Below are 24,424 nucleotides of genomic sequence, written 5' to 3' on the forward strand. Positions count from 1 at the left end.
GGTCGCCGGGCACGTCGAGGGTGACACGCGGCCCACGCCGGCAGTGACACGCGGCTCGCGCCGGCAGTGACACGCGGCTCGCGCCGGCAGTGACACGCGGCTCGCGCCGGCAGTGACACGCGGCTCGCACCGAGATGGTCGTCGCCGCACGGTACGACCGTGCCCGGCCCCTCGATCCCATCCCGGCAGGTCTGCCTGCCATCGCGCCTCGAGAGGACCCACCCATGACAGCCCCCCATGCGGGCCCGGCCGCCGCGCCGGCGAGCGACAAGCTCGACGCGGCAGTTCTGAAGATCGCGTCGGTGGTGGTGCTCGGCGCCATCATGTCGATCCTCGACGTGACCGTCGTCTCCGTCGCCGTGCCGACGTTCATGGAGGACTTCGACTCCAGCTACGCGACCGTCGCGTGGACGATGACCGCCTACACCCTGGCGCTGGCCAGCGTGATTCCGCTCACGGGCTGGGCCGCGGACCGGTTCGGCACCAAGCGTCTGTACCTCGCCGCCCTCGTCCTGTTCGTCGCCGGGTCCGTGCTGTGCAGCATGGCGTGGGACATCACGTCGCTCATCGGGTTCCGCGTGGTGCAGGGCCTGGGCGGCGGCATGCTCATGCCGCTGGGCATGACGATCATGACCCACGCCGCGGGGCCGCACCGGGTCGGCCGCGTGATGGCGGTGCTCGGCATCCCGATGCTGCTGGGCCCGATCGGCGGCCCGATCCTCGGCGGCTGGCTGATCGACACCGCCAGCTGGCACTGGATCTTCCTGATCAACCTGCCCATCGGCGTCGTGGCTCTCGTCGCCTCCGTGCTGATCCTGCCGAAGGACCGCCCGAGCCGGTCCGAGTCCTTCGACTTCGTCGGCATGGCGCTCCTGTCGCCGGGCCTGGCGCTGTTCCTGTTCGGAGTCTCGTCCATCCCGGAGGTCGGCACCGTCGCCGCGACGCGGGTCCTCGTTCCGGGCGCGATCGGCGCCGTGCTGATCGTCGCGTTCGTGTTCCACGCCCTGCGTGCCCGGAACCCGCTCATCGACCTGTACCTGTTCCGCAACCGCCAACTGACGTTCGCGGTGCTCACCATGTCGGTGTTCGCGATCGCGTTCTTCGGCGCAGGACTGCTGTTCCCCAGCTACTTCCTCCAGGTGCGGGGCGAGTCGACCCTGGCGGCGGGCATCCTGCTCGCGCCGCAGGGCCTCGGCGCCATGCTCACCATGCCGGTCGCCGGCCGGCTCGTCGACCGGATCGGGCCCGGGAAGATTGTGCTCGTCGGCCTGACCCTCGTCACGCTCGGCATGGCCGTCTTCACGCAGGTGGGCACGGACACGTCGTACGTGCTGTTGCTCGGTGCGCTGTTCGTCATGGGCATGGGCATGGGTGCCACGATGATGCCGACGATGACGGCCGCGCTGCAGACGCTGACTCATCAGAGCGTGGCCCGCGGGTCGACGCTGATGAACATCGTCCAGCAGGCCGCCGGCTCCGTGGGCACCGCGACCATGTCGGTGATCCTGAGCAGCCGCCTGGCGACCCCGGCGGGGGCGCCCGAGGGCGGCGGGCAGATGGACCCGGCAGCTCTCGAACAGCTGCCCGCACCGGTGCAGGAGTCGATCCTCACCTCGCTCGCGGACGCGTTCGCGACCACGTTCCTCGTCGCGACCGTCCTCATGGCCCTCGCGGTGATCCCGGCGCTGTTCCTGCCGCGCACGCGCGTCAAGCATCCGGCCGGGGAGGGACTGCAGCCGGTGGCCGTCCACTAGCCGGCCGTCCCGAGGGGGCCGTGACGTACGTCGCGGCCCCCTCTTCGTGTCTGCGGCTAACCTCGTTCCGGCAGCACGACGGCGACCCGAACGGACGACCCCATGAGCATTGAACCCACCCACCGAGGCCCCGCCGCGACGGACGAGGCACCTGGACAGCCGCGTCTGTGCCGGCGCGCCCTCTTCGGCGGTGCCGGTGCGGTCGCGGCCGCCGCAGTCCTGTCCGCGTGCGGCGCCGAGGCCGACCAGGGTGGCGCCGACGGCACCTCCGCCGCACCGACCACGCCGCCGGAGCCCGGTCCGGACGCCGCGGTCGTGGCCGCCGCGGCCGACATCCCGGTGGGTAGCGGCGTCCTGTTCGCCGACAAGCGTCTCGTGGTGACGCAACCCGTCGCCGGGGACTACCGGGCGTTCGTCGCGCTGTGCACCCACTCGGGCTGCAACATCACCGGCGTCGAGGCCGACGAGATCGTCTGCGACTGTCACGGCAGCCGGTTCCGTCTGGACGGGACCGTGAGCAAGGGTCCCGCCCGCAAGCCGCTGAAGGCGCGTCCGGCCGCGGCCCGCGGTGCGGACGTCGTCGTCGACTGATGCGGGCGATTCGCTGAGCAGGCGGGCCGCGGCGGAGTAGATTCGACCGCAAGATCATCACTGAAGTGCGGACCGGCAAGGGGACCCCATGGTGCGCAGGGGGCCGTTGATCACGTTGGCGGCGGTGGTGGTGCTCGCCGCGGTTCTGCTCGCGGTCAACGTCTCCAAGGAGGACGAAGGCCCCACGCCCGCCCCCGGCCCGGCCGCCACGTCCGCGCCGGCCCCCACCACGACGGCTGCGCCCTCGACCGCCGTGGCCTTCCCTGCGCAGGCCACCTACGTCGCGCAGATCCCCGTCGCCACCGGAACCCTCACGCTCGCGATCGCCGTCGAGGGCGAGGACGCCGTCGCATACGCGTGCGACGGCAGCGCAGTCGAGTCGTGGCTGTCCGGCGACGCGGAGGACGGCAGGCTCGAGCTCGAGGGCCGAGACGGTGCCCGCCTCGACGGCGAGTTCGACGGCACGACGGTGCGCGGCACCCTGTGGCTCGGTGACCGGAGCTGGACCTTCGACGCCGCGCCGGCCGAACCCCCGGCCGGCCTCTACCTCGCGAACGTGGGCGACGTCAGGGCGAGCTGGATCGTCACGCAGAACGGGACGGTCACCGGTGTGCGCCGCGCCGGCGACGGCGGCACGGCGCCCGCCCCGGCCCTGGCGCCGGACGGGACGGCGGTCGTCGACGGGGTGGTCGTGACCGCCGACCCGGTGTCCGGCAGCGACACATTCTGACGGTGCCACCGCACGGTGACACCGGGAGGAGGACGGATGAGCACACCGCAGGTCCATCCCGTCGCACCGCCGCGAACGGCCCCTGTCGTGGTCGCGTTCCTGGTGGGCGCCCTCGTCGCGGTCGGGCTCGGTGTCTACGGCAGCGTGCACGAGCCGACCTTCTTCTCGATCAACGTCGCCGGGTTCTCCAGCCCGACCGCCGTCAAGGCCTGGCTGGCGACCCTCGCCGGCGTGCTCGCACTGGTTCAGCTCGCCTCGGCGGCCGTGATGTACGGACGGATGCCGGGACTGCGGGCGCCGAGCTGGATCGGGACCCTGCACGTGTGGTCGGGCCGACTCGCGGTGCTGGCCACCGTCCCCGTCGCGGTGCACTGCCTGTACGCGCTCGGTTTTCGCACCGGCGAGCCGCGGGTGCTGTGGCACTCGCTGGCGGGATGCCTCCTCTACGGGGCGTTCGTGGCCAAGATGCTGCTGCTGAGCCGGCGAGGCCTGCCGGGATGGGCGGTTCCGGTGGCCGGCGGTGCCCTGTTCACGGCGATCGTGGTCGTGTGGACGACCTCGGCGCTGTACTTCTTCCGCACGACGGGCGTCACGTTCTGACGGTCCCACCCCCACTGTCCCTTCCAGCCCCACCGCCCCTCCCATCCCCACTGTCCCTCCCACGATCGGAGCCGGAAAATGGATCTCGAGCAGTTTCCCGTCAGCCGCCGTTCGGTGCTCCTGGGTGCCGGGGTGGCCGCCGTCGCCGCCACGGCGGCCTGCAGCACCTACGGCAACGAGTCCGCCTCCGGGCAGACCTCCGCGGCGGAGGACGCCGGCACCGGGGCGGCGGCCGAGGCGGCCGCAGGCCAGCCCCTCGCAGCCGTCGCCGACATTCCCGTGGGCGGGGGACAGGTCTTCCCCGATCAGAAGGTCGTGGTGACCCAGCCGGCCGCGGGTGAGGTGCTCGCGTTCAGCGCGATCTGCACCCATCAGGGCTGCACGGTCGCGACCGTGCAGGACGGCACGATCAACTGTCCCTGCCACGGCAGCCGGTTCAACCTCGACGGCACCGTCGCGAACGGACCCGCCGCGCGTCCCCTCGACAGCAGGGCCGTCACCGTCGAGAACGGCGAAATCACCCTCGCCTGACCGGGTTCGCCGTCCCACCTCGACGGTCTACCCGGGCGGCACCGGGATAGGGTCGACGGCGTGACCAGACCTCTGCGCGACTGGCGGCCGCGGGCGCTGCGTGAAGGCGCCGAACCCGACGCCCGCTTCACCCTCGCGAACGAACGCACGTTCCTCGCGTGGATCCGCACCGCGCTCGGCGTCATCGCGGCGGCCGTCGCGCTCGAGACCTTCGCCGGCGACGTCGTGGGGCCGGTGGTGCGGACCACGCTGTCGTGCACGTTGCTGGTGTTCTCCGCGATCCTGGTGATCGCCGCCCTGCGGCGCTGGCTGCAGATCGAGGCCGCGATGCGCACCGAACGTCCTCTGCCGCCGCCGCGGATCGCATTCCTGCTCGCGGCGATGCTGACGGTAGGCGCCGTGGCCCTCGCCGTGGCTCTCCTGATATGACCGCGCCGCCGCGTTCGGGCCGATGATGAGACACGACGACCCGGGGCTGCAGCCCGAGCGCACCACCCTCGCGTGGCTGCGCACGGCGACCGGGCTGGGAGCGGTGGTCCTGCTGTTCCTGCGCCTGGCGCCCGGCCCTGCGCCCGTGGTGGTGGTGATCGGCCTGTTGTGCCTGGTGCCGGCGCTCGTGCTGCTCGTGACGAGCGGGCGCGAGCACCGGGCGCGGGTGAGGCGCTTCATCGAGGGGCGCGCGAGGCATCACTGGTGGCGCAACATCGTCCTGACCGTCACGGTCGTCGTTCTGGCCCTCGCCGCCGCCACGCTCATCGTCACGTCGCAGGTGTGACCGCCTCACCGTCGCCGTTCCAGCCGAGGAGCCGAGGCTCCTGACGAGACCGGGCGCTCCTCCCGCGGCGCATTCGAGAAGGCGGGCCGATGCGCGCCGTCCCGTGTCCGGTGCCGGAAGCCGACGACAGCGGCACCGCCGGAGACTACCGTGAACATGTGCATCCACCAGCCGTCGACACGGCCATGGGTGCCGCCGGCACTGGACGTCACGGGCCGCGCTCGCGGCCTGCCCCGGTGGAACGAGCAGTACCGGCCGAGGACCTGCTGGCGATTCGGGCGCGGCGGGCATTCGACGGTGGGCGGACACTTCCCGACGGGGCGCTGGTGCTCTGCCGGGACGGTCGCATCATCGGGGTGGAACCCGCCACATGCGCGCCGCCGGTGGGCTGGCAACTGCACGATTACCCCGGCGCTACGGTCCTGCCCGGGCTCGTCGACTGCCACGTCCATCTCTGCGGAGACTCCCGCAACGGCGCCCTCGACCGGCTCCCCGGCCTCGCCGACGACGAACTCGATGCGATCATCGACCGCAGTCTCGCCGATCAGCTCGCGGCCGGTGTCACGACAGTGCGGGACCTCGGCGACCGACACTGGGCCGTCGTCGACCGGCGGGACCGACTCGTGCAGGAATCACCCGCGCGTTGTCCGACCGTTGTGGCGGCCGGCCCCCCGATCACCACCCACCAGGGCCACTGCTGGCACATGGGCGGCGCCGCCGAACGACCCGACGAGATCCGCGCTGCGATTCACGATCGCGCAGATCGTCGTGTCGACATCGTCAAGGTCATGGCGAGCGGTGGCACCATGACCGCCGGCACCGACGTCCTCACCTGCCAATACCGCCTCGACCAGCTCCGGCTCGTCGTCGACGAATCCCACGCCGTCGGACTGCCTGTCACCGCCCACGCCCACGGGCTACCCGCGGTCCGGCAGGCCATCGCGGCCGGTGTCGACGGACTCGAGCACTGTAGCTGCTTCACCGAGCACAGAATCGACCTTCCCGAATCAGTGCTCCGGCAACTCGCCGGGAGCCGAATTGCCGTCTGCCCGACCCTGGGAAAACGACCCGATGTGACGCTGCCGCCCGCCGTCCTCGCACTGCAGCAGAAGACCGGCACGACGTGGGAAGCCCGACAGGCGTTGGCGGGTCGGCTCTGTAACGCCGGGGTCGACGTCGTCTCCGGGGTCGACGCCGGCATCAGCGACGGGAAGGCCCACGGCATCCTGGCGCTGGCCGTCGCCGACCTGGTCATCGGCGGCGCCGACATCACCACGGCCCTCACCACCGCGACCTCGCGGGCGGCACATGCCTGCGGTCTGAGCGACCGCAAAGGCGCCCTCCGCGCCGGGTACGACGCCGACCTACTCGTCGTCGACGGCGACGCGACCATCGACATCCACGCGCTGCAACGCATCCGTGCCGTCTACCTCCACGGCACGCTCGCTGCCACACCGCGGTAGCGCGAGGTATGCCTGGGCGGTCTACTCCCGGGTCAATCGGGCACGGAGCCGTGGAAGGCCCACGCCCGGGCGGTCAGCGCGATCCGACCGGCTCGGTCGCGGCGCAGGCGGGCATCGAGTACCGTCCGCAGCTCGGCTCGGCGCCGTGCCGGCAGCGACATGCAATATCCGGGGGCGGGTCCCTGACCGCCGAGGAACGGCGCCCAGAAATCGTCGAAGTCGGCGAACACGGTGGGAACCTCGAGGGGCTGGATCCGCACCCCGGTGAGACCTGCAGACGCGAGCAGGTCGTGGAGGGGATCGGGCCGGCAGAGCGGGAAGCGGACACCCTCGTCCCGGTCCCGCGCCGCCTCGTCCAGTTCGACGGCCGCATCCCAGAAGGCGCGAATCATTTCCATGCCCTCGGCGTAGTCCCACACGTAGCCGCCGATCGTCCCGCCCGCTCGGGTGACGCGGCGCATCTCGACAAGACCCGCGATCGGATCGGGAAGAAAGTTGAGGACCAATCCGGATACGACGCGGTCGAACTCGCCGTCCACGGCCGGGATCGCCGCAGCGGTACCCGGCCGGACCTCGAAGCGGGGATCGTCGACCGTGGTGCGGGCCGCCGCGGCGAAGCCCTCGGACGGCTCGACCCCGACGACCCGGGCCGGTTCCTCGGCGACAAGGACGGCGTGTGCGAGAGCGCCGGTCCCGCACCCCACATCGCACCACGCGGCGCCCGCGCCGGCAGGGGGCAGCCATTGCAGGAACTTCGAGGCGACCGGGCGGCTCCAGCGACCTACATAGCGCTCGTACGCCGCGGCGATCTCCCAGGCGTCGGCGGTGTGATCCGTCATCGCGGTCTTCCTCTCTCCGGTCCCCGATCAGTCGATCCGTCCGGGCCGGCGCCGTTGCCTACGAACCGGATCCGGGCTCACGGCCGGAACGGCGGTCGAGATCGATCACCCGGGCGCCGCCCTGCGCCGCGGCCACCCGTGTCTCGGTGCCGTCCTCGGTCACGGCGACGATCTCGCACCGGCACAGCGCCTGTCGCCGGCTCAAGTCGACGACCGTCGCCGCGGCCCGCAGCAGCGTGCCGCGGCCCGGGCGCAGGTAGTCGATCGTGAACCCGGTGGTCACGATCGACGATCCGAGCACGGTTCCCGCCGCGAAGGTCAGGGAATTGTCCGCGGCGTAGGCCAGCACGCCGCCGTGCACGAACCCGAACTGCTGCAGCAACTCCGGACGCAGCGGGATCTCGAGCACCGCGCGGCCCGGCTCGTATGCGGTGACCCGGGCGCCGACCAGCACGCTGAACGGTTGGGCCGCGAGCACCGCCGCCGCGTCGTCCACCCCTCGAAGTTCCACGGCCTGCAGTCTGCCTCACACCGCCGGGTCGTGGGCGGACATATCATTCGCGCATGACGCGGTCACCTCATTCGCCGACGGTTCGCTGGCCGGACCTCGCCGCTCTGGAGCTGCTCGTCGGCATCGACGACCACGGCGGCCTCGGCGCGGCCGCCCGGGCCGCCGGCGTCGCGCAGCCCAATGCCAGCCGGGCGGTGCGCCGCCTCGAGAAGCAGCTGGGGACCGTGCTCGTGCGCCGGGGGCGGGCCGGCTCCGCGCTCACCCCGGAGGGCACCGTGGTCGCGCATTGGGCGCGGCAGACCCTCGCCGACGCCCGTCGCCTGCTCGACGCCGCCGCGGCGTTGAGTGCCGACCGGCAGGCCGAGCTGACCGTGGCGGCCAGCATGACGGTCGCCGAACACCTCATCCCGCGCTGGCTGGGCCGCTTCCGCGGTCTCCGGGACGACGTGCAGATCCAGTTGCAGGTCCACAACTCGCGGCAGGTCTGCGACGCGGTCGCGGAGGGCCGGTGCCACGTCGGGTTCGTCGAGGCTCCCACCGTCCCACCGGGACTGCACAGCACCCCGGTGGCGCGGGACCGGCTGGTGGTGGTCGTCACGCCGGGGCACCCGTGGGCGCGGCGCCGGCGTCCGCTCACCGTCGCCGAACTGGCGGCGACGCCGCTCGTCGTGCGCGAGGAGGGCTCCGGGACGCGGCACACGCTGGATCTGGCCCTCCGGGAGTTCGCGCGGCCGGCGCCGCTGCTCGAGCTCGGCAGCGGCGCCGCGGTGCGCACCGCGGCCCTCGGCGGCGTCGGCCCGGCCGTGCTCAGCACCCTCGCCGTGGCCGATCACCTCGCGTCCGGCGAATTGCGGACCGTCGAGGTCGAGGGCCTGGATCTGGCCCGCACCTTGCGCGCGGTGTGGCGCCCACCCCGCAAGCTCGCCGGCCCGGCCGGGGACCTGGTGCGGATGATCGTCCGCGGCGCCTGATCGCGTACCGATCGTCGCGATCGGCCCGAATCCGGCGCCCGGTGCGTCATCATGATCGTCGAGGACACAGCTCGCCGGGGGTACGAGCGAGCGCGGCGTGGCGCCGAGCCGGCACCGGGAGTGGGACATGGACGCATCGCGGTACCACGGGTCGCGGCCGTGACGGCCGTCGAGGTCGATCGCAGCCCCCGGCGATCCGGGGCCGTCCTCGCGACGTTGATCCTGGTCGCCGCCGTCGCGAACCTCAATCTCTCGGTTGCCAACATCGCGCTGCCGGCGATCGGCCGGGCCTTCGACGCGAGCCAGACGGAACTGAACCTGGTCGCCGTCGGGTATTCGCTGGGCCTGGCCGCGTCGGTGCTGTACCTGGGGGCGATCGGCGACCGTTACGGGCGCAAGCAGCTGCTCGTGCTCGGCGTCGCGCTGTCGATACCCGCATGTCTGGTGGCGGCCTTCGCGCCGAGCGTCGAGGTGCTGTTCGCGGCCCGGCTGGCCGGTGGTCTCGCCGCGGGGCTGGCGTATCCCACCACGCTGGCGCTGATCACCGCGCTGTGGTCGGGAGCCTCGCGGACCCGCGCGATCGCGTTGTGGTCGGCGACCGGCGGTGCGGTCGCTGCGCTCGGACCGCTGCTGTCCGGCCTGCTCCTGGAGTACTTCTACTGGGGCTCGGCCTTTCTGATCACCGTGCCGCTCGCCGCCGTCGCCCTCGTGGCGGCGGCCGTGCTGATTCCCGCGCACGTCAACGAGACCTCCGGGCCGGTCGATCATGTCGGCGGGGTCGTGTCGGTGCTGTTCGTGGCGGCGCTCGTCCTGACGGTCAACCTCGCACCCGAGAGCGGCCGAGGCACGGCGGCGCTCGTCTGCGCCGCCGTCACCGCCGTGGCGGGCGCGGTGTTCGTGTGGCGGCAGCGACGGGTGCCCGAGCCGCTGTTCGACCTGAAGGTGGCCGCGCGGCCGACGTTCTGGGTGGCAGCGGTGGCGGGCATCATCGTGTTCGGCACCCTGATGGGGACGATGTTCGTCGGTCAGCAGTTCCTGCAGAACGTGCTGGGCTACTCCACGCTCGCCGCCGGGTCGACGATCCTTCCGGCCGCCGCGTGCATGCTCGTGGTGGCTCCGTACTCGGCCCGGATGGTGGAGAGCCGGGGTGCGCGCACCACCCTGCTGCTCGGCTACGCGTTCATCCTCCTCGGGCTCGCGGTCGCGCTGACGATGTGGGACGAGACCTCCGGGTACTGGCAGATCGCCCTCGCGTACGCCCTCGTGGGGATCGGGGTCGGTTTCGCAGGCACGCCCGCCTCCCGCTCGCTGACCGGCTCGGTCCCGGTGACCCGGGCCGGGATGGCGTCGGCGACGGCCGACCTGCAACGCGATCTGGGCGGGGCCGTGATGCAGTCCATCCTCGGGGCGTTGCTCACCGCCGGATACGTTTCGTCGATCTCGGCGGCGATCGCCTCGTCGCCGGAGGCGGACGAGATCAGCGACCAGACGCAGGCCGCGTTGACCAAGTCGTTCGCGAGCGCCGCCGACCTCGCCGCGCGGTACCCGCAGTACGCCGACGCCATCATGGCCGCCGCGCGCACGGCCTTCCTGGACGGGGACACGAAGGCGTATGCCGCCGCCATTCTCGTCGTCGCCGCCGGTGCGGTCCTGGTGTTCTTCGCCTTCCCGAAGCGCGACGCCGAAAGACGGCTCCTCGCGTCGTACCGCGCGCAGGACGAACGCGCCGAGCCGGCGGGGGACGAGCGGCAGGAGGCCGCGCCCGGGGACGCGGACGGCTAGCGCGGCTCGCCGCTGCCGCGCAGGGCGCCGACGCCGGCGACGATCACCAGCGCGATGCCTACCGCCGCGACGGGCTGGACCCACTGGCCGAGCACCAGCGCGCCCGCCAGGGCCGCCGCCGCCGGTTCGAGAGCGATGAGGATCGCAAACACGTTCTTCGGCAGATCGCGCAGCGCCCGCATCTCCAGGCTGTAGGGGACCACGGAGGACAGCAGGGCGACCGCCGCTCCGGCGGCCAGGATCGCGGGATCGGCCAGGCCGGCGCCGGCGGTCCCGAGGCCGAGGGGCAGCACGAGCGCCGCGGCGACGGTGGTGGCGACGGTCAGGCCCGCCGCGCCGGAGACGGTGGTGGCCACGTGCGAGCCCGCGACGATGTACCAGGCCCAGCCGGCGGCGGCGAGCAGCGCGAAACCGACCCCGGCCGGGTCGAGGGCGTCGCCGTCCCCGCCGAGGCCGCGCGCTCCGAGGAGCACCACACCGGCCAGGGCGAGCGCCACCCACAGCGCGTCCCGCGGGCGGCGGGAGAGCACCGCCGCGAGGGTGAGCGGTCCGAGGAACTCGATCGTGACCGCCGCCGCGAGCGGCAGCCGGGCGATCGCCACGTAGAAGAAGCCGTTCATCGCGGCCAGGCTCGCCCCGAGCGCGACCACGCCGCGCCACTGCGCCGGGCGCCAGTGCCGCACCGACGGCCGCACCACCGCCCACAGGATCACCGCGGCGAGCGTCAGCCGCAGCGTGACCGTGCCGAGGGCGCCGACGTCGTCGAACAGGGTGCTGGCGAAGGCCGCGCCGAACTGCAGGGAGAGCACCGAGCCGAGCACGGCCGCAACGGGCACGGTCCGGCTGCCGCCCCGTGGCGCCGGTGCTGTGCCGCTCATCCGTCCTCCGAGGCCCTGGGGATCCGCCGTCCCGTGTGCGACGAATGTTGCCGCACGGGAGCACGATCGGCAGCAGGCGCGACCGCAACCAGAAAAACAATCACGAGTGCTTGATTTTCTGCGCCCCGGGTGTGACTCTGGTCGCATGACGGAGCTACAACCGCTTCTCGACGACCTGCGTGCCGAGGGCGAGTCCCTCGACGCCCTCGTCGCCGGCCTCCCGGACGAGCGCTGGGCGACCCCGACCCCCGCCGAAGACTGGACCATCGCCCACCAGATCGGCCACCTGCTGTGGACCGATCGCGCCGCCCTCACCGCCGTCGAAGACCCCGAGGCGTTCGTCGCCGGGCTCGGCGAGATCACCGATCCGGACCGGTTCGTCGACGACGGGGCGCGGGAACAGGCCCGCCGCCCCCCGGCCGAGTTGCTCGCCGACTGGCGTGCCGCCCGCCGCGCCCTCGCCGACGCCCTCGCGGCCGTCCCCGCCGGAACCAAGATCGTCTGGTACGGCCCGCCGATGAGTGCGGCCTCCATGGCGACGGCGCGGCTGATGGAGACCTGGGCCCACGGCGGCGACGTGGCCGACGCGCTCGGCGTCACCCGCCCGCCCACGCACCGGCTGCGCCACATCGCCCATCTCGGCGTCCGCACCCGCGACTTCGCCTTCGCCGTGCACGACCGCACCCCGCCGGCCGAGCCGTTCCGCGTCCGCCTCACCGCCCCCGACGGGCAGGAGTGGACCTGGGGGCCCGACGGCGCCGCCCAGACCGTCACCGGATCCGCCCTCGACTTCTGCCGGCTGGTGACCCAGCGGATCCACCGGGCCGACACCGACCTCGTCGCCACCGGACCCGACGCCGAGGCGTGGCTCGATCTCGCGCAGGCGTTCGCCGGTCCGCCCGGCGGCGGCCGCGCCCCGGAAGGAGCCACCGCGTGAGCGCCCCCACGACCGGACGCGCGGTGCGCATCGGGAACTGCTCCGGCTTCTACGGCGACCGGCTCGCGGCCATGCGCGAGATGCTCGAGGGCGGGGAACTCGACTACCTGACCGGTGACTACCTCGCCGAGCTGACCATGCTCATCCTCGGCCGGGACCGGATGAAGGACCCGGCCCTCGGCTACGCCAAGACGTTCCTGCGCCAGCTCGAGGACTGCCTCGGGCTCGCCGTCGACAAGGGCGTGCGAATCGTCGCCAACGCCGGCGGACTCAATCCCGCCGGGCTGGCGACGGCCGTGCGCGACCTTGCCGGCCGGCTCGGACTCGACGTCACCGTCGCGCACGTCGAGGGCGACGACCTCATCGCCCGCGCCGCCGAACTCGGCCTGGCCGCCGATCCGCCGCCGCTGACCGCGAACGCCTACCTCGGGGCGTGGGGCATCGCCGAGTGTCTCACCGCCGGAGCCGACCTCGTCGTCACCGGCCGCGTCACCGACGCCTCCGTGATCGCCGGCCCGGCCGCCGCCCACTTCGGCTGGGCCCGGGACGATTTCGATGCCCTGGCCGGCGCGGTCGCGGCGGGACACGTGATCGAGTGCGGCACCCAGGCCACCGGCGGCAACTACGCGTTCTTCACCGAGATCGCCGACCTCGACCGGCCCGGCTTCCCGATCGCCGAGATCGACGCCGACGGCAGCTCCACCATCACCAAGCACCCCGGCACCGGCGGCGCGGTCACCGTCGGCACCGTGACCGCCCAGCTGCTGTACGAGGTGACCGGTGGCCGCTACGCCGGACCCGACGTGACGACGCGCCTCGACTCCGTCCGGCTCACCCAGGACGGACCGGACCGGGTCCGCATCACCGGGGTCCGTGGTGAGGCGCCCCCGCCGACGCTGAAGGTCTCCCTCAACGCCCTCGCCGGATTCCGGAACGAAGCGGTGTTCGTCCTCACCGGCCTCGACATCGAGGCCAAGGCGGCGCTGGTGCGCCGGCAGATGGAGGCGAGCCTGCCCGCCCGGCCGGCCGAGCTCGAGTGGACCCTCGCCCGCACCGACCACCCGGACGCCGACACGGAGGAGGCGGCCAGCGCCCTGCTGCGCTGCACCGTCCGCGACCGCGACCCGCAGGTCGTCGGCCGCGCCTTCTCCGCGGTCGCCGTCGAGTACGCGCTCGCCAGCTACCCCGGCTTCTCGCTGACCGCTCCGCCCGGCAACGGCCAGCCGTACGCCGTGTTCACCCCCGGCTACGTCGACGCCGCCGAGGTGCCGCACACGGCGGTCCTGCCCGACGGCAGCCGCGTCCCGATCCCGCCCGTCACGCCGACGTGCCCACTCGAACCCGTCGCCGAGCCCGAGCTGCCCGCACCGCTACCCGCCGGGCCCACCCGGCACGCGCCGCTCGGGCTCGTCGCCGGCGCCCGCAGCGGCGACAAGGGCGGCGACGCGAACGTGGGAGTGTGGGTGCGCACCGACGACCAGTGGCGCTGGCTGGTGCACACCCTCACCGTCGACGCGCTGAAAACCCTTCTGCCCGAGTCGAAGAATCTCACCGTGACCCGCCACGTGCTGCCGAACCTGCGGGCGGTGAATTTCGTGATCGAGGGCATCCTCGGCCGCGGCGTCGCCTCGCAGGCCCGCTTCGACCCGCAGGCCAAGGGCCTCGGCGAGTGGCTGCGCAGCAGATACCTCTATATCCCCGAGACCCTCCTGGAGGACACCGAGATGGAGAACCCCGAGTGAGCATCTGGGACACCCCCGAACGCCGCGAACTGCGCTCGACCGTCCACTCCTTCGTCCAGCGCGAGGTCCTGCCGCACCTCGCCGCGTGGGAGCGCGACGGCGAACTGCCCCGCGAACTGCACAAGAAGGCCGCCGCCCTCGGGCTGCTCGGCGCCGGATTCCCCGAGGCCGTCGGGGGGTCCGGCGGCGACGCGGCGGACACCCTCACCGTGTGCGAGGCATTCCACGAGGCCGGCGCCTCCGGTGGTGCCTTCGCCTCCCTGTTCACCTGCGGCATCGCCCTGCCGCACCTCGTCGCCGCCGGCGACGAGGTGCAGATCGCGAAGTGGGTCGAGCCGACCCTCGCGGGCGAGCTCATCGGATCCCTCGCGATCACCGAACCCGGCGGCGGCTCCGACGTCGGGCACCTGACCACCACCGCCGTCCGCGACGGCGACCACTACGTCGTCAACGGCGCCAAGACCTACATCACCTCCGGCTGCCGCGCGGACTTCGTGGTGACCGCCGTGCGCACCGGCGGCAGCGAACGTCCCGGCGCTGCCGGGATCTCGCTGCTGGTGATCGAGAAGGGCACCGAAGGATTCACCGTCTCGCGCAAGCTCGACAAGATGGGCTGGCGCGCCTCCGACACCGCCGAACTGTCCTTCGTCGGCGTGCGCGTGCCCGTCGAGAATCTCGTCGGCACCGAGAACAGCGGCTTCGCGCAGATCGCCCAGGCCTTCGTCTCGGAGCGTATTGCCCTTGCGGCCCAGGCCTATTCGAGCGCACAGCGGTGTCTGGACCTCACCGTGGCGTGGTGCCGCGACCGCGAGACGTTCGGTCGGGCGCTGATCTCCCGGCAGTCGGTGCAGCGCACCCTCGCCGAGATGGCCCGGCGCGTCGACGTCGCGCGCGTGTACGGCCGGCGCGTCGTCGAGCGAGCCCTCGTCGGCGACGGCGACCTCGTCGCCGAGGTGTGCTTCGCCAAGAACACCGCCGTCGAGGCCGGCGAATGGGTCGCGAACCAGGCCGTGCAGCTGTTCGGCGGGCTCGGCTACATGGCCGAGTCCGAGGTCGAACGGCAGTACCGCGACATGCGCATCCTCGGCATCGGTGGCGGCACCACCGAGATCCTCACCGAGCTCGCGGCGAAACGATTGGGGTACACCTCGTGAGCATCCTGCAGACGACCGTCGACCCGGCCTCGGCGGAGTACGCCGCCGCGGCCGAGGCGATGACCGCCGAACTGGCCGAACTCGAGACCGAGCACGCCAAGGCCCTCGCCGGCGGCGGGGAGAAGTACGTCCGGCGCCACCACGAGCGCGGCAAGCTGCTTCCGCGCGAACGCATCGAACTGCTGCTCGACCCGGATTCCCCGTTCCTCGAGCTGTCCCCGCTCGCGGCGTGGGGCACCGAGTTCCCGGTCGGCGGCAGCACCGTCACCGGGATCGGCGTCGTCGAGGGCGTCGAATGCCTGATCGTCGCCAACGACCCCACCGTCCGCGGCGGCACCAGCAACCCGTGGACCCTGCGGAAGGGGTTCCGCGCCAACGACATCGCAATGCAGAACCGGCTGCCGGTCATCTCCCTCGTCGAGTCGGGCGGCGCCGACCTGCCCACCCAGAAGGAGGTGTTCATCCCCGGCGGGCGCATGTTCCGCGACCTGACGCAGCTGTCCGCCGCCGGCATCCCCACCATCGCGCTGGTGTTCGGCAACTCGACCGCGGGCGGCGCCTACATTCCCGGCATGTCGGATCACGTGGTGATGATCGAGAAGCGCTCGAAGGTGTTCCTCGCCGGGCCGCCGCTGGTGAAGATGGCCACGGGCGAGGAATCCGACGACGAGTCCCTCGGCGGCGCGGAGATGCACGCCCGCACCTCCGGGCTGGCCGACTACTACGCGGTCGACGAGCCCGACGCGATCCGGATCGGCCGGGGCATCGTCCGTCGCCTGAACTGGCGCAAGCAGGGCCCCGAACCCCACCCCGACGTGCGCGAACCGCGTTACGACCCCGAGGAACTGCTCGGAATCGTGCCCCCCGACCTCAGGGTGCCGTTCGACCCGCGCGAGGTGATCGCCCGCATCGTCGACGATTCCGACTTCGACGAGTTCAAGCCGCTCTACGGGTCGTCTCTCGTCACCGGCTGGGCCCGTCTGCACGGCTACCCGGTGGGCATCCTCGCCAACGCCCGCGGCGTGCTGTTCAGCGAGGAATCCCAGAAGGCCACCCAGTTCATCCAGCTCGCCAACCGTGCGAACACGCCACTGCTGTTCCTGCACAACACCACCGGCTACATGGTCGGCCGCGAGTACGAGGAACGCGGGATGATCAAGCACGGCTCGATGATGATCAACGCCGTCTCCAACTCGAAGGTGCCCCACATCTCGATCCTGCTCGGCGCCTCCTACGGGGCCGGCCACTACGGCATGTGCGGCCGTGCCTTCGACCCGCGGTTCCTGTTCGCCTGGCCCAGCGCCAAATCCGCCGTGATGGGCGGCGCCCAGCTCGCCGGTGTCATCTCCATCGTCGGACGCGCCGCCGCCCAGGCGCGCGGCCAGGCCTTCGACGAGGCCGCCGACGAGGCGATGCGCGCGGCGATCGAGAACCAGATCGAGGCGGAGTCGCTGCCGATGTTCCTGTCCGGCCGGCTCTACGACGACGGGGTCATCGACCCGCGCGACACCCGCACCGTGGTGGGGATGTGCCTGTCGGCCATCGCCAACGCGCCGATCGAGGGCACCGACAGCTTCGGTGTCTTCCGGATGTGAGGCAGCAGTGAACCACACCGACACCGTCACCACCGTGCTCGTCGCCAACCGCGGCGAGATCGCCCGCCGGGTGTTCGCCTCCTGCCGACGCGCCGGCCTCGGCACCGTCGCGGTGTTCTCCGACGCGGACGCCGACAGCCCCCACATCGCCGAGGCCGACGCCGCGGTGCGCCTGCCCGGCACCGCCCCCGCCGACACCTACCTGCGCGGTGAGGCGATCATCGCCGCCGCCCGCGCGGCGGGGGCCGACGCGATCCACCCGGGATACGGGTTCCTCTCGGAGAACGCCGAATTCGCGCGGTCGGTCCTCGACGCGGGGTTGACCTGGATCGGGCCGGGCCCGGACTCGATCGCCCGGATGGGTTCGAAGGTCGAGGCCAAGAAGATCATGGCCGACGCCGGCGTGCCGGTGCTGGCCGAGCTGGACCCTGCCGCGGTGACCGAAGCCGACCTGCCCGTGCTGATCAAGGCGTCCGCCGGGGGCGGAGGCCGCGGCATGCGGGTGGTCCGCGACCTGGCCGAGCTGCCCGACCAGCTCGCCGCGGCCCGGCGCGAGGCGCAGTCCGCGTTCGGCGATCCGACGGTGTTCTGCGAGCGCTTCCTCGAAACGGGCCGGCACATCGAGGTGCAGGTCCTCGCGGACCGGCACGGGACCGTGTGGGCGGTGGGGGAGCGGGAGTGCTCGATCCAGCGCCGCCACCAGAAGGTGGTCGAGGAGGCGCCGTCGCCGCTCGTCGAGGCCACGCCCGGGATGCGGGAGCGGCTGTTCGAGGCGGCCCGGCGCGCCGCGCACGCCATCGACTACGAGGGCGCGGGCACCGTCGAATTCCTCGCGACCGGGGCGAGCGAAGCGACGGGGAGTTCGGCGAACGGCGAGTTCTTCTTCCTCGAGATGAACACCCGCCTGCAGGTCGAGCACCCGGTCACCGAGTGCACCACCGGCCTCGACCTCGTCGACCTGCAGCTGCAGGTCGCCGCCGCCGCCCGCCTCGAGCCCGAACCCTCGCCGGCGAGCGGACATTCGATCGAGGTGCGGCTCTACGCGGAGGACCCGGCGCAGGACTGGCGGCCGCAGTCCGGCACGGTGCACCGTCTCGCGCTGCCCGGCCGCGTCGCCGCGTTCGAGGTGCTGCGCGAGCCCGGGCTGCGCCTGGACTCCGGCGTCGAGGACGGCTCGGCGGTGGGCGTGCACTACGACCCGATGCTCGCCAAGGTGATCGCGTACGCCCCGACCCGGGACCGCGCGGCGCGGATGCTCGCGACGTCGCTGGCCCGCGCCGAGGTGCACGGCCTGCGCACCAACCGGGACCTGCTGGTGAACGTGCTGCGGCATCCCGAATTCCTCGCCGGCAACACCGACACCGCCTTCTTCGACACCCACGGGCTCGACACGCTCGCCGCGCCGCTCGCCGACGCCGGGGCCGAATCGCTGTCCGCGCTCGCCGCGGCCCTGGCGGACGCCGCCGCCCACCGCGCGGCCGCGACGGTCGCCCGCGGGCTGCCGAGCGGCTGGCGCAACCTGCCGTCGCAGCCGCAGGTCAAACGGTACGAGGGCGACCGCGGTGCACACGAGGTGCGGTACCGGCTCACCCGGTCCGGCCTGATCGTCGACGACCACCCCGGCGTCGTCCTCGTCGCGCACACCGAGCGCCGGGTGGTGCTCGCGATCGACGGCGTGCACCGCCAGTTCCACGTCGCGCGGTACGGCGACGCGGTGCACGTGGACTCGTCGCTCGGCCCGGTGCGGCTGCGGGCGATCCCCCGGTTCGTCGAACCCTCCGCCCACGTCGCCGCGGGTTCGCTGCTCGCCCCGATGCCCGGGTCGGTGATCCGGATCGGGGCCGCGGTCGGCGATGCGGTCACCGCCGGGCAACCCGTCCTCTGGCTCGAGGCGATGAAGATGGAACACATCGTCAAGGCCCCCGCCGCGGGCGTGCTCACCGAGCTGCCCGTCGCCGTCGGCACCCAGGTCGAACTGGGCGCCGTGCTGGCCGTCGTCACCCCCGCCGAGTCCGGCGAACCGTCCGCCCCGGCCGACATCGAGGAGTAACCATGAGCGTCATCGAAACCGACGAGCAGAAGCAGCTGCGCGCCGCGGTCGCGGGCCTGGCCAAGCGCTACAACTACGTCGACTACGTGCTGCCCAAGGCCCGCAAGGGCGAACCGCTGACCGAGCTGTGGCGCGAGGCCGCCCGGCTCGGCTTCCTGGGCGTGAACCTGCCCGAGGAGTACGGCGGCGGCGGGGCCGGCATCTACGAACTCGCCCTGGTCCAGGAGGAACTCGCCGCGCAGGGCTGCGGGCTGCTGCTGGTGGTGGTCTCGCCGGCCATCTGCGGCACCATCATCGCCAAGTTCGGCACCGACGAGCAGAAGCAGCGCTGGCTGCCCGCGCTCGCCGACGGCTCGAAGATCATGGCGTTCGGCATCACCGAGCCCGACGCCGGCTCGAACTCGCACCAGATCACCACCGTCGCGCGGCGCGACGGGGAGGACTGGATCCTGCGCGGCAGCAAGATCTACATCTCCGGTGTGGACCAGGCCGACGCGGTGCTCATCGTGGCCCGCACCGAGGATGCGAAGAGCGGCAAGCTGCGGCCGGCGCTGTTCATCGTCCCCACCGACGCGGACAACTTCGTCAAGACGCCGATGGAGATGGACATCGTCGAACCGGACCGCCAGTTCACCCTGTTCCTCGACGACGTGCGCCTGCCGGCGGACGCGCTGGTGGGGGAGCCGGATGCCGCGCTGATGCAGCTGTTCGCCGGCCTGAACCCGGAGCGGATCCTCGGCGCGGCGATGGCCGTGGGCATGGGCCGCTACGCGCTGGACGCGGCGGTGCGGTACGCCAACGAACGGACCGTGTGGAAGTCACCGATCGGGGCGCACCAGGGCATCGCGCACCCGCTCGCGCAGTGCAAGATCGAGCTCGAACTGGCCAAGCTGATGATGCAGAAGGCCGCGGTGCTGTACGACAGCGGCGACGACTTCGGCGCCGCCGAGGCCGCGAACATGGCCAAGTACGCCGCGGCCGAGGCCAGCATCAGGTCGCTCGACCAGGCGATCCAGACGCACGGCGGTGGTGGGCTCACCCGCGAGTACGGGCTTGCCGCGATGCTCGGCGCGGCGCGGATCGCGCGGGTGGCGCCGGTGAGCCGGGAGATGATCCTCAACTTCGTGTCCCAGCACTCGCTGGGCCTGCCCCGGTCGTACTGAGGGGAGCGCCGGTGTCCGAGACGTTCGTCCGGTACGACGTGAGCGAGGGATTCGCCACCCTGACCCTCGACTCGCCGCACAACCGCAACGCGATCTCCGCCAGGCTCGTGGCGCAGCTCCGGCAGGGACTCGCCGACGCGGCCGCCGACGACGGGGTCCGCGCGGTCGTGCTCACCCATGAGGGCGGCACCTTCTGTGCCGGCGCCGACCTGAGCGAGGCGAGCACCGCGGAGGGCGGCGCCGCGGCGGCGGCTGCCGCCCGGACGCGGGAGATGACGGCGGTGCTGCGGTCGATCCTGGAGCTGCCCAAGCCGGTGATCGGGCGGATCGACGGGCACGTGCGCGCCGGCGGCATGGGGTTGGTCGGCGCGTGCGACCTCGCCGTCGCCGGGCCCCGGTCGACGTTCGCATTGACCGAGGCCCGGCTGGGGCTGGCGGCGTCGATCATCTCGCTGACGGTGCTGCCGCGGCTCACCTCCCGTGCCGCGAGCCGCTACTTCCTCACCGGTGAGCGGTTCGGGCCGGAGGTGGCGGCGGCGATCGGCCTGGTCACCGTCGAGACCGACGATCCGCAGGCGACGGTGGGGGAGATCCTCGCCCAGCTGCGGGAATGCTCGCCGCAGGGGCTCGACGAATCCAAGCGGCTCACCACGATGCGGATGCTCGCCGACTTCGACCGGTACGGCGACGAGCTGGCGGAGCAGTCGGCGCGGCTGTTCGGCTCTGCGGAGGCGGTCGAGGGGATGACCGCGTTCCTGCAGAAGCGGCCGCCGTCGTGGAGCCGTTCGTGACACGGTCCGTAAAACGGTCAGGGTTGACCGGATAGTGGTGGGTGTACGACAGTGGCTGTCATGAAACTCGGCATCCAGCCCGACTACGCGGGCGACTTCCGGCAGGTCGTCGACGAGATCGTCGAACTCGAATCGGTGGGACTCGACATCGCGTTCGTCGCCGAGGCGTACAGCTTCGACGCCTTCAGTCAGCTCGGCTACCTGGCCGCGCGCACCTCGACGGTGCAGCTCGGCACGGGCGTCGTGCCGATCTACACCCGCACGCCGTCGCTGCTCGCGATGACGGCCGCCGGCATGGACTACGTCTCCGGCGGCCGCTTCGTGCTCGGCCTCGGTGCGTCCGGCCCACAGGTGATGGAGGGCTTCCACGGCGTGCCGTACGACGCGCCCCTGCAGCGGACCCGCGAGGTCGTCGACATCTGCCGGGCCGTGTGGCGGCGCGAGAAGCTCGAATACGCCGGCCGCAAGTACACGATCCCGCTGCCGGCCGACCGCGGCACCGGGCTCGGCAAGCCCCTCAAGCTCATCAATCAGCCGGTGCGCGAACGCATTCCGATCATGATCGCCGCGCTCGGCCCGAAGAACGTCGCCCTCGCCGCCGAGATCGCCGAGGCCTGGGAGCCGGTGTTCTTCTTCCCCGAGCACGCGCACCGGGTGTGGGGCGACGCGCTCGCCGAAGGCAAGGCCAAGCGGGACCCGGCGCTCGGGGAGCTCGAGGTGGTGGTCAACGTCCAGGTCGGGATCGGGGACAACGTCGCCGAGCTGCGCGACCGCGCCAGGCCCCACCTGGCGCTGTACCTCGGCGGGATGGGCGCCAAGGGCAAGAACTTCTACAACCAGCTCGCCCGCACCTACGGCTTCGAGCGCGAGGCCGAGACCGTTCAGGACCTCTACCTGGCCGGGCGGAAGAAGGAGGCCGAGGCGGCGATCCCGGACGAGTTGATCGACGGCGTGTGCCTCGTCGGCCCGCGCAGTCACGTCGCCGAGCGCCTCGCCGCGTTCGAGGCCGCCGGAGTCACCACGATCAACATCATGGCCCTCGAGGACACCCGGGCCGGGCGTCTCGCCTCGACGGTCACCCTCCGCGAGCTGACGCGCCGACCTGCCTAGTCTGATCGCCATGAGCAGCCCGTCCCCGGATGTCCGCCGTCGCGGCGAGCAGGAGCGCAGCCGCGTCACCCGCAAGCGGATCCTCGACGCGGCGGTGGCCGTGCTCGTCGAGCACGGTTACTCCAACGCCACCACCGTGCGCATCCAGGAGGCGGCCGGCGTGTCCCGCGGGCGGCTGCTGCACCACTACCCGTCGCGGGACGCCCTGCTCGTCGCCGCCGTGCACCATCTCGCCGCCCAGGGGGTCCAGGGCCTCGACGGCGACCATCCCTGGCCCGCCGACCCGGTCGAACGTATCGCCGCCGCGGTCGACCGGATGTGGTGGAACTTCCGGCAGCCGTACTTCTGGGCGTCGATGGAGCTGTGGCTCGCCGCGCGCGGCCACGAGGAACTCCGGGCCGAGCTGCTGCCGCTCGAACGCATCCTGGGCCGGATGATCAAGGAGCAGACGACCGCGAATTTCGGTCCGGAGATCGCGAACCGCCCCCGGTTCGTCGAGGTGCGCGACCTGATCTATCAGGCGATGCGCGGGGCGGCCCTCGGGTACGCCATCGACCCCCGCGATCCGCTGACCGAACCCCAGCTGGCGGTGTGGCGTCGCCAGATGGAACGGGTCCTGGTGGACGACGCACCCGCGGATTCCGCCGCCGGGGGCGCGCTGCGATGACACGTCAGCCCAAGCAGGATCGGAGCCGGGTCACGCGCCGCCGGCTGCTCGAGGCGAGCATCGACTGCCTCGCGGAGCTGGGGTGGGGCGCGACCACGGTGGGGGTGGTCGCCGAACGGGCGGGCGTGTCCCGCGGCGCGGCCCAGCACCACTTCCCGACCCGGGAGGACCTCATCACCGCGGCGCTCGAGTTCATGTTCGACAGTCGTATGGATCTCGCCCGCCGCGACACCGTGGACCTGCCCCTCGGGGCCGCCCGCACCGAGGCCGTGGTGCGCCGGCTCGTCGGCTACTACACCGGCACCCTGTTCAAGGCGGCGCTGCAGGTGTGGACGGCCGCGGCGGCCGATCCGGAACTGCGGGCCCGCATCGTTCCCCTCGAGGAACACTTCGGCCGCGTCGCCCACCGCGTCGCCGTCGAGCAGCTCGGCGTGGACGAGTCCGACGCGACGGTGCACCGCATGGTGCAGGCCACCCTCGACCTCGCGCGCGGCCTCGGCCTCGCCGACGTCCTCACCGACGATTCGCGGCGCCGGGCCGAGATCGTCCGGCACTGGGCCGCGCAGCTCGACACGGTGCTCGACGCGGCCCGGCAGCGTTCGGCGGCGCAGCACCAGGCCGGTTAGGTTTGTGGCATGCCTCCCAAGCTGGCCACGGTCGCGGTCCTCGGACTCGTCGGTGCCGTCGTCGCCGGGTGCGGCTCGGACCCGGCCGAGGGTCCGGCCGGCGCGTCGCCCACTCTGCAGGTGACCGAGCCGGGCCCGTTCTTCGGCGCATGCGGGTCGGTCACCGACGACGAGGTGGCCCGGGCCTTCGGGCTGGGGTCGTTCGTGCAGGTCACCCGCAACTCGGTGGGATGCGAATGGGAACTCGTCGGGGCGGGCGGCCCGAGCGTGACGTTCTCCTGGTACCGCGGCAGCCCGATCGGCCGCGAACGTGCCGGTTCCGACCTGATCGGCCGGCCCGCGATCGACGTGGAGATCGACGGCAACCCGGGCTTCCAGGGCTCGGCGCAGAACGACTTCGGGCAGACCGTGCTGTGCGAGATCGGCGTGCAGTTCGGGGGCGACTTCGTGCACTGGTCCGTCACGTACGGGCTCTTCACGCCGGCCGCGGACGCGTGCGTGGTGGCCCGCGACCTGGCCGAGCTCAGCGCGGAAAGGGCACAGCGGTGAAGCGGACGACGCGGATGACGCGGGTGGCGCGGGTGGCGACGCTGCCGTCGCTGCTGGCCCTGGCCGCGGTGCTCGCCGGGTGCGGCAGCACGATCGAGGGGCAGGCCGTGCCGGAGGGGGCCGGCGCGGGCGGCGCCTCCGCCGAGTTCACGCGCCTGCTCACCGAGTGCGATGCTGTCACCGACGAGCAGATCGCGGAGGCGGTCGGTGTCGAGGCGATCGAGCGCGGGTTCTTCGGGGCGATCTGCCGGTGGGACACCGCAGGTGCGGGCGCGACGGCGAAGGTCACCTTCAACTGGTTCGAGACCGGGTCCCTCGACACCGAGCGGGGGACGGCGCAGCGGCTGGGATACGCGGTGGAGAACACGACCGTGGAGGGGCGGCGGGCCGTGCTGATGCGCCCGCCCGACGACCCGGCGTCCTGCGGCATCTCCGCCGGAGCGTCCACGACGGGGATCTTCGGCTGGTGGGTGCAGTACGCGCCCGGCTCGGTGCCTCCCGATCCGTGTGCGGCGGCCGTCACGCTGGCCCGACTGACCCTCGACCTCAGCAGTTGAGCGACGAGCGGACCCCCGCAGCTCGCTTTGACCTTGCGCCGCGCCGCCGGGTATCGTT

At 72.5% G+C, this 24,424-nt stretch carries 25 protein-coding genes; 22 read left to right on the forward strand and 3 right to left on the reverse strand.

Going from position 1 to position 24,424, the window contains the following annotated elements:
• The first annotated feature begins 224 nt into the window (after positions 1-224).
• The 8 genes from ACWPOB_RS14605 to ACWPOB_RS14640 all read left to right on the forward strand — a co-directional run bounded on the left by ACWPOB_RS14605 (position 225) and on the right by ACWPOB_RS14640 (position 6,444).
• Positions 225-1,754, forward strand: a complete 1,530-nt coding sequence (locus ACWPOB_RS14605) for a DHA2 family efflux MFS transporter permease subunit (RefSeq protein ID WP_100059007.1) — start codon at positions 225-227, stop codon at positions 1,752-1,754.
• A gap of 102 nt (positions 1,755-1,856) precedes the next feature.
• Positions 1,857-2,345 carry a QcrA and Rieske domain-containing protein gene (locus ACWPOB_RS14610; RefSeq protein ID WP_006931276.1) on the forward strand — a complete coding sequence of 163 codons (489 nt, stop codon included), beginning with the start codon at positions 1,857-1,859 and terminating at the stop codon, positions 2,343-2,345.
• Between the two features lie 88 nt (positions 2,346-2,433).
• Positions 2,434-3,075 carry a hypothetical protein gene (locus ACWPOB_RS14615; protein WP_455401258.1) on the forward strand — a complete coding sequence of 214 codons (642 nt, stop codon included), beginning with the start codon at positions 2,434-2,436 and terminating at the stop codon, positions 3,073-3,075.
• A gap of 36 nt (positions 3,076-3,111) precedes the next feature.
• Positions 3,112-3,675, forward strand: a complete 564-nt coding sequence (locus ACWPOB_RS14620) for a DUF6529 family protein (RefSeq protein ID WP_100058280.1) — start codon at positions 3,112-3,114, stop codon at positions 3,673-3,675.
• Between the two features lie 78 nt (positions 3,676-3,753).
• A complete protein-coding gene (locus tag ACWPOB_RS14625; protein ID WP_455401259.1) occupies positions 3,754-4,206 on the forward strand; it encodes a QcrA and Rieske domain-containing protein in 453 nt (150 codons plus the stop codon).
• Between the two features lie 60 nt (positions 4,207-4,266).
• Positions 4,267-4,635 (forward strand): YidH family protein, encoded by a 369-nt coding sequence (locus ACWPOB_RS14630; protein ID WP_455401260.1) that lies wholly within the window; start codon positions 4,267-4,269, stop codon positions 4,633-4,635.
• 25 nt (positions 4,636-4,660) lie between these two features.
• Positions 4,661-4,981 carry a DUF202 domain-containing protein gene (locus ACWPOB_RS14635; RefSeq protein ID WP_100058277.1) on the forward strand — a complete coding sequence of 107 codons (321 nt, stop codon included), beginning with the start codon at positions 4,661-4,663 and terminating at the stop codon, positions 4,979-4,981.
• 236 nt (positions 4,982-5,217) lie between these two features.
• Positions 5,218-6,444: an amidohydrolase family protein gene (locus ACWPOB_RS14640; RefSeq protein ID WP_455401261.1), complete on the forward strand. Its 1,227-nt coding sequence runs from the start codon at positions 5,218-5,220 to the stop codon at positions 6,442-6,444.
• Between the two features lie 32 nt (positions 6,445-6,476).
• Here ACWPOB_RS14640 and ACWPOB_RS14645 read toward each other — a convergent pair whose 3' ends face one another.
• Both ACWPOB_RS14645 and ACWPOB_RS14650 read right to left on the reverse strand, forming a co-directional pair.
• A complete protein-coding gene (locus tag ACWPOB_RS14645) occupies positions 6,477-7,283 on the reverse strand; it encodes a class I SAM-dependent methyltransferase (protein WP_455401262.1) in 807 nt (268 codons plus the stop codon).
• A 58-nt stretch (positions 7,284-7,341) separates the two neighbouring features.
• Positions 7,342-7,779 (reverse strand): PaaI family thioesterase, encoded by a 438-nt coding sequence (locus ACWPOB_RS14650; RefSeq protein WP_455401319.1) that lies wholly within the window; start codon positions 7,777-7,779, stop codon positions 7,342-7,344.
• Positions 7,780-7,847: 68 nt separating this feature from the next.
• On the opposite strand from ACWPOB_RS14650, the gene ACWPOB_RS14655 reads away from it, so the two are divergent.
• Positions 7,848-8,765, forward strand: a complete 918-nt coding sequence (locus ACWPOB_RS14655; RefSeq protein ID WP_455401263.1) for a LysR family transcriptional regulator — start codon at positions 7,848-7,850, stop codon at positions 8,763-8,765.
• A 159-nt stretch (positions 8,766-8,924) separates the two neighbouring features.
• Positions 8,925-10,547 (forward strand): MFS transporter, encoded by a 1,623-nt coding sequence (locus ACWPOB_RS14660; RefSeq protein ID WP_455401264.1) that lies wholly within the window; start codon positions 8,925-8,927, stop codon positions 10,545-10,547.
• On the opposite strand, the gene ACWPOB_RS14665 is transcribed toward ACWPOB_RS14660, so the two are convergent.
• Positions 10,544-11,425, reverse strand: coding sequence for an EamA family transporter (locus ACWPOB_RS14665; RefSeq protein ID WP_455401265.1), 882 nt, complete (start codon positions 11,423-11,425; stop codon positions 10,544-10,546). The two genes, ACWPOB_RS14660 and ACWPOB_RS14665, sit on opposite strands and share 4 nt — an antisense overlap.
• A gap of 145 nt (positions 11,426-11,570) precedes the next feature.
• Here ACWPOB_RS14665 and ACWPOB_RS14670 point away from each other — a divergent pair, with 145 nt between their 5' ends.
• Genes ACWPOB_RS14670 through ACWPOB_RS14725 form a run of 12 tightly spaced genes read left to right on the forward strand, consistent with a single transcriptional unit; the run spans position 11,571 to position 24,366 of the window.
• Entirely contained in the window at positions 11,571-12,362 is a 792-nt protein-coding gene (locus ACWPOB_RS14670; RefSeq protein WP_455401266.1) for a TIGR03084 family metal-binding protein, read from the forward strand.
• Positions 12,359-14,104 carry an acyclic terpene utilization AtuA family protein gene (locus tag ACWPOB_RS14675; protein WP_455401267.1) on the forward strand — a complete coding sequence of 582 codons (1,746 nt, stop codon included), beginning with the start codon at positions 12,359-12,361 and terminating at the stop codon, positions 14,102-14,104. The genes ACWPOB_RS14670 and ACWPOB_RS14675 overlap by 4 nt, the downstream gene beginning before the upstream one ends.
• On the forward strand, positions 14,101-15,258 hold the full coding sequence (locus ACWPOB_RS14680; RefSeq protein WP_455401268.1) for an acyl-CoA dehydrogenase family protein: 1,158 nt from the start codon (positions 14,101-14,103) through the stop codon (positions 15,256-15,258). Before ACWPOB_RS14675 ends, ACWPOB_RS14680 begins: the two co-directional genes overlap by 4 nt.
• Complete coding sequence (locus tag ACWPOB_RS14685; RefSeq protein ID WP_455401269.1) at positions 15,255-16,853, forward strand: acyl-CoA carboxylase subunit beta; 1,599 nt, start codon at positions 15,255-15,257, stop codon at positions 16,851-16,853. The genes ACWPOB_RS14680 and ACWPOB_RS14685 overlap by 4 nt, the downstream gene beginning before the upstream one ends.
• A 7-nt stretch (positions 16,854-16,860) precedes the next feature.
• Entirely contained in the window at positions 16,861-18,903 is a 2,043-nt protein-coding gene (locus tag ACWPOB_RS14690; protein ID WP_455401270.1) for an ATP-binding protein, read from the forward strand.
• A 2-nt stretch (positions 18,904-18,905) separates the two neighbouring features.
• Entirely contained in the window at positions 18,906-20,066 is a 1,161-nt protein-coding gene (locus tag ACWPOB_RS14695) for an acyl-CoA dehydrogenase family protein (protein WP_100059005.1), read from the forward strand.
• 11 nt (positions 20,067-20,077) lie between these two features.
• A complete protein-coding gene (locus ACWPOB_RS14700; protein ID WP_455401271.1) occupies positions 20,078-20,857 on the forward strand; it encodes an enoyl-CoA hydratase family protein in 780 nt (259 codons plus the stop codon).
• A 60-nt stretch (positions 20,858-20,917) separates the two neighbouring features.
• Positions 20,918-21,967: an LLM class F420-dependent oxidoreductase gene (locus tag ACWPOB_RS14705; RefSeq protein WP_006936209.1), complete on the forward strand. Its 1,050-nt coding sequence runs from the start codon at positions 20,918-20,920 to the stop codon at positions 21,965-21,967.
• A gap of 10 nt (positions 21,968-21,977) precedes the next feature.
• A complete protein-coding gene (locus ACWPOB_RS14710) occupies positions 21,978-22,634 on the forward strand; it encodes a TetR/AcrR family transcriptional regulator (RefSeq protein ID WP_100056952.1) in 657 nt (218 codons plus the stop codon).
• On the forward strand, positions 22,631-23,260 hold the full coding sequence (locus tag ACWPOB_RS14715; protein WP_455401272.1) for a TetR/AcrR family transcriptional regulator: 630 nt from the start codon (positions 22,631-22,633) through the stop codon (positions 23,258-23,260). The genes ACWPOB_RS14710 and ACWPOB_RS14715 overlap by 4 nt, the downstream gene beginning before the upstream one ends.
• 9 nt (positions 23,261-23,269) lie before the next feature.
• A complete protein-coding gene (locus ACWPOB_RS14720; protein WP_006936212.1) occupies positions 23,270-23,809 on the forward strand; it encodes a DUF3558 domain-containing protein in 540 nt (179 codons plus the stop codon).
• Positions 23,810-23,823: 14 nt separating this feature from the next.
• Entirely contained in the window at positions 23,824-24,366 is a 543-nt protein-coding gene (locus ACWPOB_RS14725) for a DUF3558 domain-containing protein (protein ID WP_455401320.1), read from the forward strand.
• Positions 24,367-24,424: the final 58 nt, after the last annotated feature.

Source organism: Rhodococcus sp. 2H158, assembly GCF_053764755.1.